The sequence below is a fragment of the Variovorax defluvii genome, assembly GCF_039541515.1.
Lineage (GTDB): Bacteria > Pseudomonadota > Gammaproteobacteria > Burkholderiales > Burkholderiaceae_C > Variovorax > Variovorax defluvii.
The window spans coordinates 368,933-384,523 of record NZ_BAABGJ010000081.1 but is presented as its reverse complement, the minus strand read 5'-3'; the positions used below and the strand labels follow the sequence as shown (position 1 = coordinate 384,523).

The following is a 15,591-nucleotide window of genomic DNA, read 5'->3' as shown; positions in this document are numbered from 1 at the left end:
GCAGAAAGCCCGACCGATGCGTCCGCATTCCATCTTGCTGAACCGGGCCGCCGCGCCGCTGCTGGCCCTGCCTCGTGCTGCCAAGCGCGCACTGGCGCTCGGGATCGACGCTTGGCTGTGTGCGCTCACGATGTGGATGGCCCTGTCGCTGCGGCTGGAAGGCTGGGCGTCGCCAACGGGCCGCGACGCCTGGGCGGTCGGCGTGTCGCTCGCGCTCGCCCTTCCGCTGTTCGTCAAGTTCGGCCTGTACCGCGCCATCTTCCGTTACAGCGGCTGGCCGGCCCTCGGCGCGGTCCTGAAGGCGGTGGCGACCTACGGGGCGCTGTTCGCTGGGGTGATCACGCTGATCGGCGTGCCTGGTGTGCCGCGGTCCGTGGGCCTGATCCAGCCCCTGCTGCTGCTGGTGTCCGTGGGCGCATCGCGGCTCGTCGCGTGCTGGTGGCTGGGCGGGCTCTACCAGTCCGCCATCGCGCGCAAGGCACAGCCGCGCGTCCTGATCTACGGCGCCGGCGACGCCGGCCGCAAGCTCGCGCAGGCGATGTCCACCAGCCCGGCGTTGCGCTTGATGGGTTTCCTGGACGACGACCGGCGCCTGCACGGCGGCCTGATCCATGGCCTCCCGGTTCACGATCCCGCGACGCTGAAGGCGCAGGTGGCCTCACTGCAGATCAGCGACATCTTCCTGGCCATCCCCTCCGCATCGCTCCGCCGTCGCCAGGAGATCCTGGAGCAGATCCGGCAAGCCCGCGTCTCGGTGCGCACCCTGCCCGGCCTGATGGCGCTGGCCCAGGGCAAGGTCCAGGTCAGCGACCTGCGCGAGCTGGATATCGAGGACCTGCTGGGCCGCGAGGCCGTGCCGCCGGATGCCGCCCTGCTGGCGAGCAAGATCCATCGCAAGGTGGTGCTGGTGACGGGCGCAGGCGGCTCCATCGGCAGCGAGCTGTGCCGGCAGATCGTCCACGCCGGCCCCTCCGTGCTGCTTCTGGTGGACCGCTGCGAATACGCGCTTTACACCATCCATCGCGAGTTGCAGGCCCTGGAAGCCCGGGGTCCGGCTGCGCCGCGGATCGTGCCCTTGCTGGCCTCCGTCGTCGATGCGCGCCGCATGCGCGAAATCATGGCCGCCTGGCATCCACAGACCGTTTACCATGCCGCGGCCTACAAGCATGTGCCGCTGGTGGAGCACAACCCGGCCGAGGGCGTGCGCAACAACGTGTTCGGCACCCTCATCACCGCCGGTGCCGCGGCCGCCCATGGCGTGCACGACTTCGTGCTGATCAGCACCGACAAGGCGGTGCGGCCCACCAACATCATGGGCAGCAGCAAGCGCCTGGCAGAAATGGGCCTGCAGGCGCTGGCCGAGCAGGGCGCCCACAGGCCGGGCAGTACGTGTTTCTCGATGGTGCGCTTCGGCAACGTGCTGGACTCCTCGGGTTCCGTGGTCCCCTTGTTCCGCCAGCAGATCAGAAACGGAGGGCCGATCACGCTCACGCACAGCGACATCACCCGCTACTTCATGACCATCCCGGAGGCCGCGCAGCTGGTGATCCAGGCCGGGGCGATGGCAACCGGCGGCGAGGTGTTCGTGCTCGACATGGGCGAACCACTGCGCATCGCCGACCTGGCCCGGCGCATGGTCGAACTCTCGGGCCTGACGGTGCGGGATGCCGACAACCCCGACGGCGACATCGAGATCCGGGTGGTGGGACTGCGGCCGGGCGAGAAGCTGTACGAGGAGCCCCTGATCGGCGATGACCCCTTGCCCACCGCGCACCCGCGCATCATGAAGGCACGCGACGAGTTTCTCTCGTGGTCCGAACTGACGCCGCAGCTGGAGCGGCTGCAGGCCGCGCTGGACGTCAACGATGCGCCTCTGATCCGGCAGCAACTGCAGCAATTGGTGCGCGGTTACCGGCCGGGGGGCGAGGTGGTGGACTGGGTCCACCTCGAGCAGCGCGGCCGGCTGGTGCTGTCGGCCCTCTGACGGGGTCCCCGGCGGCGGGCGGAGAGCCGGGCGTCGCCCGGGGCGATCTTCAGGCCAGCATTCTGTCCACGATCAGGTGCCAGTGCACAGGGTCCACCGGCGTGATCGACAGCCGGTTGGCCCGGCGCAGCACGATCATGTCGGCCAGCGCCGGGGTGGCCCGCATCTCGGGCAGGCCCAGCAGGCGCGTCTTGCGCAGCGCCTGCACGTCCACCAGCACCCATCGCGGGTGCTCCGGTTTCGAGGCGGGGTCGTGGTAGGGCGATTGCGGGTCGAACTGGGTGGGGTCGGGCTTCGCCGACGAGGCCACCCGTGCGATGCCGACGATTCCCGGCTGAGGACAGCTCGAGTGATAGAACAGCACGCCGTCGCCGATCTGCATCTGCCTGGCCATGAAATTGCGCGCCTGGAAGCCGCGCACGCCGGTCCAGGGCACCGTCGCATCCGGTGCGGCCAGCGCGTCGTCGATCGAGCACTCGTCGGGCTCGGATTTCATCAACCAGAACTGGGACATGAGGACCTCGCTGTCTCGATCGGGGGTCAAGTGGTGAAGCAGGGCGGCGTTTTATCAGAACCCGCAATACGCCTGCACGAGCGGGAATGACGCAATCGCGCCATGATCCGCCGATCATGCCGCCCTTCTCCATCCTCGACCTTTCCCCCATCACCGAAGGCAGCGATGCCGCGCAGTCCTTCCGTAACTCCCTCAGCCTCGCCCAGCACGGCGAGCGCCTGGGCTACCGGCGCTACTGGCTGGCCGAGCACCACGGCATGCCGGGCATCGCGAGCGCGGCCACGGCGGTGCTGCTGGCGTACGTGGGGGCGGGAACCTCGACCATCCGCATCGGCGCCGGCGGGGTGATGCTGCCCAACCACTCGCCCCTGGTGATCGCCGAGCAGTTCGGCACGCTGGAGTCGCTGTACCCGGGCCGCGTCGACCTGGGCCTGGGTCGCGCCCCGGGCTCCGACCAGCGCACCGCACGGGCCTTGCGGCGCGACCTGCAGTCCGATGCCGACCAGTTCCCGCAGGACGTGGTCGAACTGATGGACTTCCTCTCCAAAGAGCCGCAGCAGGCGGTGCGCGCGGTGCCTGGCATGGGGCTGGAGGTACCGATCTGGATACTCGGCTCCAGCACCTTCGGCGCCCAGCTCGCGGCGCACCTGGGCCTGCCCTATGCCTTCGCGTCCCACTTCGCGCCGCAACAGATGATGCAGGCGATCCACATCTACCGCGAAACCTTCAAGCCGTCGAAGCAGTTGGCCAAGCCTTACGTGATGCTGGGCTTCAACGTGTTCGCGGCCGAGACCGACGAGGAGGCCGTGTTCCGTTCGAGCTCGTGGCAGCAGGCCTTCGTGAACCTGCGCAGCGGCAGGCCGGGGCGCCTGCCGCCCCCCGTGGAGAACTATCGCGGCCGCATCGGGCCGGCGGAGAACGCGCTGCTGGATTCGGTGCTCTCCTGTGCCGCGGTGGGCTCGCCCGACACCGTGCGAGCCGGCGTGCAGGCCTTCGTCGAGCGCACCGGGGCCGACGAGTTGATGATTACTTCGCAGGTCTTCGACCACCAGGCCCGGCTGAAGTCCTACGAAATCCTGGCCGGGCTGCGCGACTGACGGCTCGGCGTCCTCAATTCAAGGGCGATGCCCGCTTCGATGCGGCGGACTTGCGGCGCGCCGCCGCCGGACGCACGGCCTCGGCCGTGACCTTCTGGCCGGCTGCCTTGGGGGACGCGGCGCGCTTCCTCGGCGCGCGCTTGGGCGCTGCCGCAGCAGGTTCGGCAGCGGGCCTCTTGGCCGGTGCGGCCGCGGGCGCCGCAGCCGCTGCCTCGGGCACCGGGTCTCGGGCCTTGTCGCCCACGATCAGCCCGTACAGCTTGCGGTGCTCGGCCAGCACGTAGTCGCCCAGGTCGGCGACGTCCGGCACGGCGCGCCGGCAGGCCGTCAGGCCGAACTCGAGTGCGCCGTTGTAGCTCTGCACCGTCATGTTGAGGGCCATGCCGTGGCCCGGGATCGAGACCGGGAAGTAGGCCGCCACCTTGGCGCCCGCGAAATAGAGCGCGAAAGAGGGCCCCGGCACGTTGGAGATGGCGACATTGGCGGCCGGCGGCAGCTTGTCCGCCAGGCCGGAGCGCCCATAGAGCGAGGCCAGCCCGGACACCAGCGAAGGCACTCCGAGGGAAGGGAAGTCCGTCGGGATCGCAGCCTTCAGGTTGCCGCTGAGCTTCTTGCCCTCGCTCGAGGATTCGTGGATGGCCGCCAACCGCTCCAGTGGATCGGCGATGTCGGTCGCCAGGCTTACCAGCATGACCGATACCTGGTTGTTGAAGTCGGTGTTGCCCTGTTCGCGCAAGGAGACCGGCACGCCCGCGACCAGCGGCTTGTCGGGCTTGCAGCCGTAGTCGGCGAGGTAGCGCTTGAGCGCGCCGGCACAGATGGCCAGCACGATGTCGTTGAGGCTGGTGTCGGTGGCCCTGGACATCTGCTTCACCTCGCCCAGCGGGACCGAGCGCGCGGCAAAGGCGCGCTGGTTGGTGATCGAGACGTTCAGGGGCGTCCTCGGCGCGGTCCGCAGGCTCTTGGGCAGCTCGAAGCCCCCGCGCTGGCCCGCGGCCTGCGACCACGAGCCCAGCACGTTGCCGATGGCCTTGGCCGTGGCGGGTATCGACTGGATCAGCTTGACGTACTGCTGCACCGTGTTGCTGAGGGCGGCCGTGGCCAGCTCGGCCATGCCCAGCTGGGAGGACTCGGCCCGGCGCGTGGCGCGCGGCGGCTTCACCGGCGCCGGCGTCTGCGAGATGTCGAACAGCGCCTTGGCGACCGCCACGCCGGCCTGGCCGTCGATGGCGGCGTGGTGCATCTTGCAGTAGAGCGCCACCTGGCCGGTCTGCAGGCCCTCGATGATGTGGATCTCCCACAGCGGGCGGCTGCGGTCCAGCAGCGAGGAATGCAGCCGGCCGACCAGGCGCTCCAGCTGCACCATGGTGCCGGGCCGGGGCATGATCACGTGGTGGATGTGGTGGTCCAGGTCCAGGTCGTCGTCGTCCACCCAGACCGGATTCGCCAGGTCGAAGGGCATCATCGCCAGCTTGCGCACGAAGACCGAGGCCAGGTGCAGGCGGCCGCTGAGGTACTTCTTGGCATCCTCGGCGAAGTCGCCCGCGTAGCCGGGCGGCAGGTCGATCAACTGGAGGCTGCCCACGTGCATCGGCTGCTCGGGCGTCTCCAGGTGCAGGAACGAGGCGTCCATGCCGCTCAGGTGATCCATAGGTGCTCCTTCCGGGTCGGGCGATGGAGTGTGAACCTCGGCGACACTTCTTTCAAACTTCTTTGCCGGCCTTCCTTCGGTGATTACCCGGGTGCCGGCACCGGCTTGGCCGGGCTGGGACAATCGCCGCCCATGAACAAGCAGCGCATCGTGGTGGGCCTGAGCGGCGGGGTGGATTCCGCGGTCACGGCGCACCTGCTCAAGCAGCAGGGCCACGAGGTGGTCGGCATCTTCATGAAGAACTGGGAGGACGACGACGACAGCGAATACTGCTCGTCGAACATCGACTTCGTCGATGCCGCCAGCGTGGCCGACGTGCTGGGCATCGAGATCGAGCACGTCAACTTCGCGGCCGACTACAAGGATCGCGTGTTCGCAGAGTTCCTGCGCGAATACCAGGCCGGCCGCACGCCCAATCCGGACGTGCTGTGCAATGCCGAGATCAAGTTCAAGGCCTTTCTCGACCATGCCATGCGCCTGGGCGCCGAGAAGATCGCCACCGGCCACTATGCGCGGACGCGCTTCAACCCGTCGACCGGCCGCCACGAGCTGCTCAAGGGCCTGGACCCGGCCAAGGACCAGAGCTATTTCCTGCACCGCCTGAACCAGCAGCAGTTGTCGAAGACGATGTTCCCGGTCGGCGAGCTGCACAAGACCGAGGTGCGCCGCATCGCCGACGAGATCGGCCTGCCCAACGCGAAGAAGAAGGACTCCACCGGCATCTGCTTCATCGGCGAGCGGCCCTTCCGCGAATTTCTCAACCGCTACATCTCGAAGGAGCCCGGGCCGATCCGCGACGACCGGGGGCGCCGCATCGGCGAGCACCAGGGCCTGAGTTTCTACACCCTGGGCCAGCGCCAGGGCCTGGGCATCGGCGGGCTCAAGCCCAAGGGCGCGCAGCGTGGGGGCGGCGATCATGCACCCTGGTTCGTGGCGCGCAAGGACCTCGACAGCAACACGCTGTGGGTGGTTCAGGGCCATGACCATCCCTGGCTGCTGTCCCTGGCCCTGGAGGCGGACGACGCCAGCTGGGTGGCTGGCGAGGCGCCGGCCGCGGGCGCCTACGGGGCGAAGTCGCGCTACCGCCAGGCCGACGCGGGTTGCACCCTGGCCGACGGTGCCGATGGCACCTTCCGTCTGGCCTTCGCCGAGCCGCAATGGGCGGTTACGCCGGGGCAGTCGGCGGTGCTGTACGACGCGGAGGTGTGCCTGGGCGGCGGCGTGATCGCCCGGGCGCTGAACTGAGCTTTATCGGGCCGCGTCCCCGTCCTCGGGTTCGTCCCGCCCGTCGTTCTCGCCGGTCACCGAGGCATCGACGTGGATGAGGTCCAGCGGATGGCGATGCCCGGCGAGGTAGTCGTCCACGCACTGCATCAGCAAGGGGCTGCGGTGGCGTGACCGGCTGGCGCGCAGTTCGTCGGCCGTCATCCAGAGGGTGCGAACGATGCCATGGTCCAGCGCACGGCCCGGCTCCGCAGCGCCCAGGTGGCCCGTGAAGGCGAAGCGCATGTAGGTGACGTCCTCGCCCCGGGTGCCGCGCTGGCGCGCCATGTAGATGCCCACCAGCGCCGTCGGTGTGAAGTGGTGGGCGGTTTCTTCCAGCGTCTCGCGCGCGCAGCCCGCGATCGGCGACTCGCCCGGATCGAGATGGCCCGCGGGCGAGTTCAGCCGCAGGCCGTCGCGTGTCTCTTCCTCGACCACCAGGAATCGGCCATCTTGCTCGATCACCGCGGCGACGGTGACGTTGGGCTTCCAGCGATGCACCATGGCCTCGGACGCTGTGAATGTATGCGGCGCGTCGGGGGTGTCCACGCCTTCTCAGCGCAGGACGTAGCCCGAGAAGCGCCAGACCCGGTCGTCGCCGAGCTGGAAGGTCACCAGTTCGCGTACGGTGGCATTGGCCTTGTTGGCGAAGCGCGTCTCGTACTCGATGCTGACGTACTGGCCGGCCAGGTCCGGATCGCCTTCGCCGACCACCTGGCGGTTGATCGCGACCCAGGTGCGCTGCTGCGAGGCCCCCAGCGGCGCGCGGGCCTTGGCGACCTGGTTCACGAAATCCGCGCGGGCGACGCGCTTGCGGGCCGCAGCGGTGGCGCCGTCCCACAGTTCGCCGGTCTTGTTCTGGTCGATCATCTGGATGGCCTGAAGGCCGCCGCGCATCAGCTCGCTCGGGTCTGCATCCTGTGCAAAGGAGAAGGGCAGCCAACCGATCAGCAGGAGGGCCGCGGACAAGAAGCGGAAGATGCGTTTCATGGTGAAGGGACTCCTTGGTTGAAGGCGATGTTCATTCTGCTGCGGTGGCCGTGGGATAGGGCGAATCGTTCAATTCGTTGCCGAGGAATTCGAGGCGGTAGCCCATGCCGTAGACGGACGTGAGCACGAGGCCGTTGTCGGGACGCAGGTCCAGGCGGGCGCGCAGCCGGGACACGTGCGTGTCGAGCGAACGCGATTTGCACGCGAGATCCTGGCCCCAGACGGTGCGGATCAGGTGTTCGCGCGGGAGAAGGCGGCCGACATTGCGGAACAGATACAGCGCAAGTTCGTACTCGCGATGTTTGAGCTGCACCGGCTTCTCGTGCAGCTGCAGCGTGCGCGCGACGGGATTGAAGTGGTAGGGACCGCAGACCAGTTCGTTGTCGAAGCGGGTCGGGTAGGCGCGGCGCAGCAGGGCGTGCACGCGGGCCTGTAGCTCGGCGCGGCCCAGGGGCCTGAGCATGAAGTCGTCTGCGCCCGCCAGCAGGGATGCGATCAGGTCGGATTTGTCGCGCTGGCGCGCAAGCAGGAGCAAAGGCATCCGGTTGCCGAATCGTTCGCGTAGCCATTCCACCAGCTGGGACCCGTGGAGATCCGGCGGCCGCCAGTCGATCAGCAGCAGGTCGTAGCTCCTGGCGCGCAGTCCATTCAGCAGGGACTGGCCGGTGGCGAATGCATGGCACTCGTGACCGATCGTGGTCAACATGCGCCTGATCCATCTCATCTCGTGCGGCTCATTGTCGAGCGTCGCTATCCGCATCGCATCTCCCTGGTCATTCTTGATCTACGCGCCGGCCTTCCGCGTACCGGTCGCGCTCCCGGGGGGCAACTGTACAGGAAGCATGGGGCCCTGAAACCTTGTGTTGCGACGCCGTGCGACATTCTGCGCGGCCGGACGCGCAGGGGTCTGTCCACCCCTGCGGCTGTCATCTTCATGTAAGCTCGGCCCGAATTCCAACGCTAGCCCCCGAGGAGAATCCCATGCTGATAGGCGTGCCGGCCGAGACTGTGCCCGGCGAAACCAGAGTGGCCGTCACATCCGAGACGGCCAAGAAACTCACGGCACAGGGACATACCGTGCGCGTGCAATCCGGTGCCGGCGTGACGGCCGCCATCACCGATGCCGCCTACCAGGCCGCGGGTGCCGAGATCACCGATGCGGCCGGGGCCTTCGCCTGCGAACTCGTCCTGAAGGTGCGCGCGCCCTCCGAGGCCGAGCTGCCTCTGGTGAAGCCCGGCACCATCGTCGTGGGCATGCTCAACCCCTTCGACGCCGAAGGCCTGCAGCGCCTGGCCGCCGCCGGCGTCACCGGCTTCGCCCTCGAAGCCGCCCCCCGCACCACCCGTGCCCAGAGCATGGACGTGCTGTCCTCGCAGGCCAACATCGCCGGCTACAAGGCCGTCATGATCGCCGCCGACAAGTACCAGCGCTTCTTCCCCATGCTCATGACCGCGGCCGGCACCGTCAAGGCCGCCCGCGTCGTCATCCTCGGCGTGGGCGTGGCCGGCCTGCAGGCCATCGCCACCGCCAAGCGCCTGGGCGCCGTCATCGAGGCCTCCGACGTGCGCCCCTCCGTCAAGGAGCAGGTCGAGTCGCTGGGCGCCAAGTTCATCGACGTGCCCTACGAAACCCAGGAAGAGAAGGAGGCCGCCGAAGGCGTCGGCGGCTATGCCCGGCCCATGCCCCCGAGCTGGCTGGAGCGCCAGAAGGTCGAAGTGGCCAAGCGCGTCGCCCTGGCCGACGTGGTCATCACCACCGCCCTCATCCCCGGCCGCCCGGCCCCCGTGCTCGTCACCGAGGACATGGTCAAGGCCATGAAGCCCGGCAGCGTCATCGTCGACCTGGCGGCCCCCCAGGGCGGCAACTGCCCGCTGACCGAGCCTGGCCGGACCGTCATCAAGCACGGCGTCACCCTCGTGGGCGAGACCAACCTGCCGGCCCTGGTGGCCGCCGACGCCTCCTCGCTGTACGCGCGCAACGTCCTGGACTTTCTCAAGCTCGTCCTGCCCAAGGAAGGCGGCTTCAAGATCGACCTGGAAGACGACATCGTCGCGGCCTGCCTGATGACCCGCGACGGCCAGGTCACCCGCAAGTAGAAACACAAACGAGCCCAGAGGAGAAGAACGCCATGGATCCCGTCTCGCACACCGTCATCAACCTGATCATCTTCGTGCTGGCCATCTACGTGGGCTACCACGTGGTGTGGACCGTCACCCCCGCGCTGCACACGCCCCTGATGGCCGTGACCAACGCCATCTCCGCCATCGTCATCGTCGGGGCGATGCTCGCTGCGGCCCTCACCAGCGGCTGGCTGGGCAAGAGCATGGGCGTGCTGGCCGTGGCCCTGGCCGCGGTCAACGTCTTCGGCGGCTTCCTGGTCACCCGGCGCATGCTGGAGATGTTCAAGAAGAAGGACAGGAAGCCTGCGAAGGCGGGGGAGTGACGCGATGTCGATGAATGTCGTCACCCTGCTGTACCTGATCGCCAGCGTCTGCTTCATCCAGTCCCTCAAGGGCCTGAGCCACCCCACCACCTCCATCCGGGGCAACATCTTCGGCATGGTCGGCATGGCCATCGCCATCCTGACCACCGCCGCGCTGATCGTGCAGCTCTCGGGCGGCAAGGCCCAGGGCATGGCCTGGGTGCTGCTGGGCCTGGTGGTCGGCGGCGGCTACGGCGCCTGGCGCGCCAAGACGGTGGAGATGACCCAGATGCCCGAGCTGGTGGCCTTCTTCCACAGCATGATCGGCCTGGCGGCGGTCTTCATCGCCATCGCCGCGGTGGTGGAGCCCTGGGCCTTCGGCATCACGCCGCCTCCGGTGGCCGGCGTCATCGGCGCGGCCACGCCCGAGGGCACGGTGCTGATCGACGGCATCGCGCGCTATGCCATCCCGGCGGGCAACCGGCTGGAGCTGTTCCTGGGCGCGGCCATCGGCGCCATCACCTTCAGCGGCTCGGTCATCGCCTTCGGCAAGCTCTCGGGCAAGTACAAGTTCCGCCTGTTCCAGGGCGCGCCCGTGCAGTTCAAGGGCCAGCACCTGCTCAACCTGGTGCTGGGGCTGCTGACCATCGCGCTGGGGCTGGTCTTCGTCTTCACCGAGAGCTGGACGGCCTTCTTCGCGATGCTGGTGCTGTCCTTCGTGATGGGCGTGCTGATCATCATCCCGATCGGCGGGGCCGACATGCCGGTGGTGGTGTCCATGCTCAACAGCTACTCGGGCTGGGCGGCCGCGGGCATCGGCTTCAGCCTGAACAACGCCATGCTGATCGTGGCCGGCTCGCTGGTGGGCAGCTCGGGTGCGATCCTCTCCTACATCATGTGCAAGGCGATGAACCGCTCGTTCTTCAACGTGATCCTGGGCGGCTTCGGCGGCGAGGCGGCCACCGCCACGGGCGGCGCCAAGGAGCAGCGCCCCGTCAAGAGCGGCAGCGCGGACGACGCGGCCTACATGCTCTCCAACGCCGAGACGGTGATCATCGTGCCGGGCTACGGCCTGGCGGTGGCACGGGCACAGCACGCGGTCAACGAGCTGGCCGAGAAGCTCACGCACAAGGGCGTGACGGTGAAGTACGCGATCCACCCGGTGGCCGGGCGGATGCCGGGGCACATGAACGTGCTGCTGGCCGAGGCCGAGGTGCCCTACGACCAGGTGTTCGAGATGGAGGACATCAACGGCGAGTTCGCGCAGGCGGACGTGGCGATCATCCTGGGGGCCAACGACGTGGTGAACCCGGCGGCGCTGCAAAAGGGCACGCCGATCTACGGCATGCCGATCCTGGAGGCGTACAAGGCCAAGACGGTGATCGTGAACAAGCGAAGCATGGCCGCGGGTTATGCCGGGCTGGACAACGAGCTGTTCTACATGGACAAGACGATGATGGTCTTCGGCGACGCCAAGAAGGTGGTCGAGGACATGGGGAAGGCGATCGAGTAGAAGACGCGCGGCGCCAAGGTGCCTCGCCGCCCCGCGCCGCCTTGGCCGGGGCGGCGCTTTTGCGAGCAGAACCCAAGAATTCGTTTGAGGAGACACATCCATGACAGACCGTCCCTGGCTCAGCAGCTACCCGGAGGGCGTGCCAGCCGACATCGACCCCTCGGGTTACACCTCGCTGGTGGGCATCATGGAGGAGAGCTTCAGGCGCTTCGCCGATCGCACGGCCTACAGCTTCATGGGCAAGGACCTGAGCTACGCCGACGTCGACAAGGCAAGCCGCGCCTTTGCCGGTTACCTGCAGGGGCTGGGCCTGGGCAAGGGCGAGCGCGTGGCAGTCATGATGCCCAACTGCCTGCAGTACCCGATCGCGGTGTGCGGCATCCTGCGCGCCGGGCTGATCCTGGTGAACGTGAATCCGCTGTACACGCCGCGCGAGCTCGAGCACCAGCTCAAGGACTCCGGCGCGAAGGCGATCGTCATCATGGAGAACTTCGCCAACACGCTGCAGCAGTGCATCGGCGCGACGCCGGTCAAGCACGTGGTGCTCAGCGGCATGGGCGACCGCCTGGGCTTGCTCAAGGGTGCGCTGGTGAACTACGTGGTGCGCAACGTCAAGAAGATGGTGCCCGAGTACAGCCTGCCGGGTGCGGTGCGCTTCAACGATGCGCTGGACAAGGGCGCTTCCCGCACCCTGCAGCCGACGGCCGTCGGGCCGGACGACGTCGCGGCGCTGCAGTACACCGGCGGCACCACCGGCGTCTCCAAGGGCGCGGTGCTTCTGCACCGCAACGTGATCGCCAACGTGCTCCAGTCCGAAGCCTGGAACGAGCCGGTGATGAAGAAGGTCCCCGCCGGCGAGCAGTCCACCAGTGTGTGTGCGCTGCCGCTCTATCACATCTTCGCCTTCACGGTGAACATGATGCTGACCATGCGCACCGGCGGCAAGTTGATCCTCATTCCGAATCCGCGCGACATCGCGGCCGTGCTCAAGGAGCTGTCGAAGCACACTTTCCACAGTTTCCCGGCCGTCAACACGCTCTTCAACGGCCTGGCAAACCACCCGGACTTCAATACCGTCAACTGGAAGAACCTCAAGGTCGCCGTCGGCGGCGGCATGGCGGTGCAGGGCGCGGTGGCGAAGCTCTGGCTCGAAAAGACCGGCTGTCCGATCTGCGAAGGCTATGGCCTGTCGGAGACCTCGCCCTCGGCCACCTGCAATCCCACCACCAGCACGGCCTACACCGGCACCATCGGCGTTCCATTGCCGAGCACCTGGCTCAAGCTGCTGGACGATGAAGGCAACGAGGTGCCGCTGGGGCAGCCCGGCGAGATCGCAATCAAGGGCCCGCAGGTGATGGCCGGGTACTGGCAGCGCCCCGATGAAACGGCCAAGGTCATGACTGCCGATGGCTACTTCAAGACAGGTGACGTCGGCATCATGGACGAGCGCGGCTACTTCAAGATCGTCGACCGCAAGAAGGACATGATCCTGGTGTCGGGCTTCAACGTGTACCCCAACGAGGTCGAGGACGTGGTGGCGCAGGTCCCCGGCGTGCTCGAATGCGCCGCCGTGGGCATCGCCGACGAGAAGACCGGCGAGGCCGTCAAGCTGGTGATTGTCAAGAAGAACCCCGAGTTGACCGAGGCCCAGGTGCGCGAGTTCTGCCGCGCCAATCTCACGGGCTACAAGCAACCCAAGGTGATCGAGTTCCGCACGGAGCTGCCGAAAACGCCGGTGGGCAAGATCCTGCGCCGCGAGCTGCGGGACAAGAAGTAGGGTGAGGAGTCACCGCAGGGGCGGCGTCGCTACTTGAGCCAGCCGCGCCGGCGGAAGTACCACATCGGCACCAGCGCGCTGGCGACCATGAGCGCGATCGCGTACGCGTAGCCGTAACCCCATTCCAGCTCCGGCATGAGCTTGAAGTTCATGCCGTACACGCTCGCGATCAGCGTCGGCGGCAGCAGCGCCACGCTCGCCACCGAGAAAATCTTGATGGTCTTGTTCTGGTTGATGTTGATGAAGCCGACGGTGGCGTCCATCAGGAAGTTGATCTTGTCGAACAGGAAGGCCGTGTGGTTGTCCAGCGACTCGATGTCGCGCAGGATCTGCCGCGCCTCCTCGAACTGCTCGGCGTTGAGCATGCGGCTGCGCATCATGAAGCTGACGGCGCGGCGCGTGTCCATCACGTTGCGACGGATACGGCCGTTCAAGTCTTCCTGCCGCGCGATCGCAGCCAGCACCTCGCCGGCCAGCTCGTCGCTCACGTTGCCTTCCAGCACCTTCTTGCCCGCGATCTCGAGTTCGTCGTAGATGTTCTCGAGCGAGTCCGCCGAGTACTCGGCGTCGGCATCGAAGAGCTTGAGCAGCACTTCCTTGGCATCCTCGATGAGTCCAGGCGCGCGCCGGGCGCGCATGCGCACCAGGCGGAAGACCGGCACGTCCTCGTCGTGGATCGAGAACAGCACGCCGCGGCTGCGCAACTCGGTGTTGTGCTGGTTGAGGATGAAGGCCACGCGCACCGAGCGCGGGTTCTCGTCGTCATCGATCAGGAAGTCGCTGCGCACGTGCAGCTCGCCGTTGTCTTCCTCGTAGAAGCGGGCCGACTCCTCGATGTCCTCGTCCATCGCATCCTCGGGGATGGACAGGCCGTAGTACTGCTTGATCCAGCGCTTTTCTTCCAGCGTGGGTGCTTCGAGGTCGACCCAGATCGGCTGGAACTTCGACAATTCTTCAAGCGCCTCGATCTCTTCCTGGACGAGGCGGCCATTGGCAAGCGTGAAGATGTTGAGCATGGCTCACTCCGGGGGGCTCTGGGGGCGATTGGCGAGGGGTTCGGGGGGCGCTTTCAAATCCCTGGCCAGCAAAGCGTCACCGGGGAGTTGAAAGCTGCCGAGGCGGAACGGTTTCCATGCGGAGTCTCCGGTTGCAGCGAGGCGCGATTATGTCACCGGGGCCGTTCATGGCGCTGCGCAGGCATGGATGGGTATCCAGTGCCGTCGCGGTCCCAGAGCGGGTTGTGCGGTCTTTCGAACTCATGCGCGATCGCGGCCAAGTTTGGATCCCCGGAACTGCGCTCGGGTTTGCGCTCGAAGGGATTGCAATTCGATGACAGCATGGGCATAGTGAACCGACAGTTCCTCTCATCCTTCTCTTCTCTTCCCCTCGCCCCTTTTTTTTCGCCGGCCCGGCTCCAGCTATGGAGCAAGGTCTTTTCCCCAACCGTCAATTCCAGGAGGCTATTCATGAATTTGACGATCAGCGGTCATCACCTCGACGTCACCCCCGCGCTTCGCAGCTACGTCACGAGCAAGCTGGACCGAATCACCCGCCATTTCGACCAGGTGGTCGACGTCAAGGTGATCCTCACGGTGGAAAAGCAGAAGGAAAAGGAAGGCCAACGGGCCGAATGCAATATTCACGTCAAGGGCAGTGACATGTTCGCCGAGTCGAGCCACGCTGATCTCTATGCCGCCGTCGACGCCCTCGTCGACAAGCTGGACCGCCAGGTCAAGCGGCACAAGGAACTGGTCAAGGATCACGTGCACGCAACACCCAAGCGCGTGATGTAGTGCCACTTCGGGCAAACACTCTTGCGGGCCGCCTTCGAGCGGCCCTTTGCTTTTTGCGGAGCAGGTGCATAATCGCCCCCGCCCCGCTCCACCATGAATCGACTCGCGTCCATCCTGCCGCCCGCTCAAGTCCTCGTGAGCGTCGATGCCACAAGCAAGAAACGAGCTTTCGAAGAAGCCGGCTTGCTGTTCGAAAACCTGCACGGTTTGGGCCGCGCCCTGATTACCGACAGCCTCTTCGCCCGCGAGCGCCTCGGCTCCACCGGGCTGGGCCATGGTGTCGCCATCCCGCATGGGCGGATCAAGGGCCTCAAGTCCCCCATGGCTGCCGTGTTCCAACTGGAAAACCCGATCGGCTTCGATGCGCCGGACGAGCAGCCGGTGGTTCTCCTGATCTTCCTCCTGGTCCCCGAGGCGGCAACCCAGAAACATCTGGAAATACTTTCCGAGATTGCCGAACTGCTCAGCGATGCGAGTCTGCGCGAGCAGATCAAGTCCAGCAAGGACGCCGCGCAGCTGCACGCCCTGATCGCAGGATGGCAATCGGCCCAGGTCGTTTGACGCACCTCCGTCGCCCGGGACCGTC

The 15,591-nt window shown here is 67.0% G+C and carries 15 protein-coding genes; 9 read left to right on the top strand and 6 right to left on the bottom strand.

Features of this window, described 5'->3' with window-relative positions:
• Positions 1–16 precede the first annotated feature (16 nt).
• On the top strand, positions 17–1,984 hold the full coding sequence (locus ABEA07_RS27345; protein WP_345541867.1) for a polysaccharide biosynthesis protein: 1,968 nt from the start codon (positions 17–19) through the stop codon (positions 1,982–1,984).
• Positions 1,985–2,033: 49 nt separating this feature from the next.
• On the opposite strand, the gene ABEA07_RS27340 is transcribed toward ABEA07_RS27345, so the two are convergent.
• Positions 2,034–2,498, bottom strand: coding sequence for an EVE domain-containing protein (locus ABEA07_RS27340; protein WP_345541866.1), 465 nt, complete (start codon positions 2,496–2,498; stop codon positions 2,034–2,036).
• Positions 2,499–2,614: 116 nt separating this feature from the next.
• Between ABEA07_RS27340 and ABEA07_RS27335 the strand changes: the two genes are divergently transcribed.
• Positions 2,615–3,595 (top strand): LLM class flavin-dependent oxidoreductase, encoded by a 981-nt coding sequence (locus ABEA07_RS27335; protein ID WP_345542213.1) that lies wholly within the window; start codon positions 2,615–2,617, stop codon positions 3,593–3,595.
• Between the two features lie 13 nt (positions 3,596–3,608).
• Here ABEA07_RS27335 and ABEA07_RS27330 read toward each other — a convergent pair whose 3' ends face one another.
• Positions 3,609–5,246, bottom strand: a complete 1,638-nt coding sequence (locus tag ABEA07_RS27330) for a WS/DGAT/MGAT family O-acyltransferase (RefSeq protein WP_345541865.1) — start codon at positions 5,244–5,246, stop codon at positions 3,609–3,611.
• A gap of 132 nt (positions 5,247–5,378) precedes the next feature.
• Between ABEA07_RS27330 and mnmA the strand changes: the two genes are divergently transcribed.
• Positions 5,379–6,491, top strand: coding sequence for a tRNA 2-thiouridine(34) synthase MnmA (gene mnmA, locus ABEA07_RS27325; RefSeq protein WP_345541864.1), 1,113 nt, complete (start codon positions 5,379–5,381; stop codon positions 6,489–6,491).
• A gap of 3 nt (positions 6,492–6,494) precedes the next feature.
• Here mnmA and ABEA07_RS27320 read toward each other — a convergent pair whose 3' ends face one another.
• Genes ABEA07_RS27320 through ABEA07_RS27310 form a run of 3 tightly spaced genes read right to left on the bottom strand, consistent with a single transcriptional unit; the run spans position 6,495 to position 8,259 of the window.
• A complete protein-coding gene (locus ABEA07_RS27320; protein ID WP_345542212.1) occupies positions 6,495–7,013 on the bottom strand; it encodes an NUDIX hydrolase in 519 nt (172 codons plus the stop codon).
• A 51-nt stretch (positions 7,014–7,064) separates the two neighbouring features.
• Complete coding sequence (locus ABEA07_RS27315; RefSeq protein ID WP_345541862.1) at positions 7,065–7,499, bottom strand: DUF4019 domain-containing protein; 435 nt, start codon at positions 7,497–7,499, stop codon at positions 7,065–7,067.
• Between the two features lie 31 nt (positions 7,500–7,530).
• Positions 7,531–8,259: a response regulator transcription factor gene (locus ABEA07_RS27310; RefSeq protein ID WP_345541861.1), complete on the bottom strand. Its 729-nt coding sequence runs from the start codon at positions 8,257–8,259 to the stop codon at positions 7,531–7,533.
• A gap of 221 nt (positions 8,260–8,480) precedes the next feature.
• On the opposite strand from ABEA07_RS27310, the gene ABEA07_RS27305 reads away from it, so the two are divergent.
• From ABEA07_RS27305 to ABEA07_RS27290, 4 genes are all read left to right on the top strand, one after another.
• Complete coding sequence (locus ABEA07_RS27305) at positions 8,481–9,596, top strand: Re/Si-specific NAD(P)(+) transhydrogenase subunit alpha (protein WP_345541859.1); 1,116 nt, start codon at positions 8,481–8,483, stop codon at positions 9,594–9,596.
• Between the two features lie 32 nt (positions 9,597–9,628).
• On the top strand, positions 9,629–9,943 hold the full coding sequence (locus tag ABEA07_RS27300; RefSeq protein WP_345541858.1) for an NAD(P) transhydrogenase subunit alpha part 2: 315 nt from the start codon (positions 9,629–9,631) through the stop codon (positions 9,941–9,943).
• 4 nt (positions 9,944–9,947) lie between these two features.
• Positions 9,948–11,435, top strand: coding sequence for an NAD(P)(+) transhydrogenase (Re/Si-specific) subunit beta (locus ABEA07_RS27295; RefSeq protein WP_345541856.1), 1,488 nt, complete (start codon positions 9,948–9,950; stop codon positions 11,433–11,435).
• A 100-nt stretch (positions 11,436–11,535) separates the two neighbouring features.
• Positions 11,536–13,212: a long-chain-fatty-acid--CoA ligase gene (locus ABEA07_RS27290; RefSeq protein ID WP_345541854.1), complete on the top strand. Its 1,677-nt coding sequence runs from the start codon at positions 11,536–11,538 to the stop codon at positions 13,210–13,212.
• 29 nt (positions 13,213–13,241) lie between these two features.
• On the opposite strand, the gene corA is transcribed toward ABEA07_RS27290, so the two are convergent.
• Positions 13,242–14,228, bottom strand: coding sequence for a magnesium/cobalt transporter CorA (corA, locus tag ABEA07_RS27285; RefSeq protein ID WP_345541853.1), 987 nt, complete (start codon positions 14,226–14,228; stop codon positions 13,242–13,244).
• Between the two features lie 450 nt (positions 14,229–14,678).
• Here corA and hpf point away from each other — a divergent pair, with 450 nt between their 5' ends.
• Both hpf and ABEA07_RS27275 read left to right on the top strand, forming a co-directional pair.
• Positions 14,679–15,005 (top strand): ribosome hibernation-promoting factor, HPF/YfiA family, encoded by a 327-nt coding sequence (gene hpf, locus ABEA07_RS27280; protein WP_345541851.1) that lies wholly within the window; start codon positions 14,679–14,681, stop codon positions 15,003–15,005.
• A gap of 93 nt (positions 15,006–15,098) precedes the next feature.
• The gene (locus ABEA07_RS27275) at positions 15,099–15,566 is read left to right on the top strand and encodes a PTS sugar transporter subunit IIA (RefSeq protein ID WP_345541849.1); all 468 of its coding nucleotides are present in this window, start codon (positions 15,099–15,101) and stop codon (positions 15,564–15,566) included.
• Positions 15,567–15,591 lie beyond the last annotated feature (25 nt).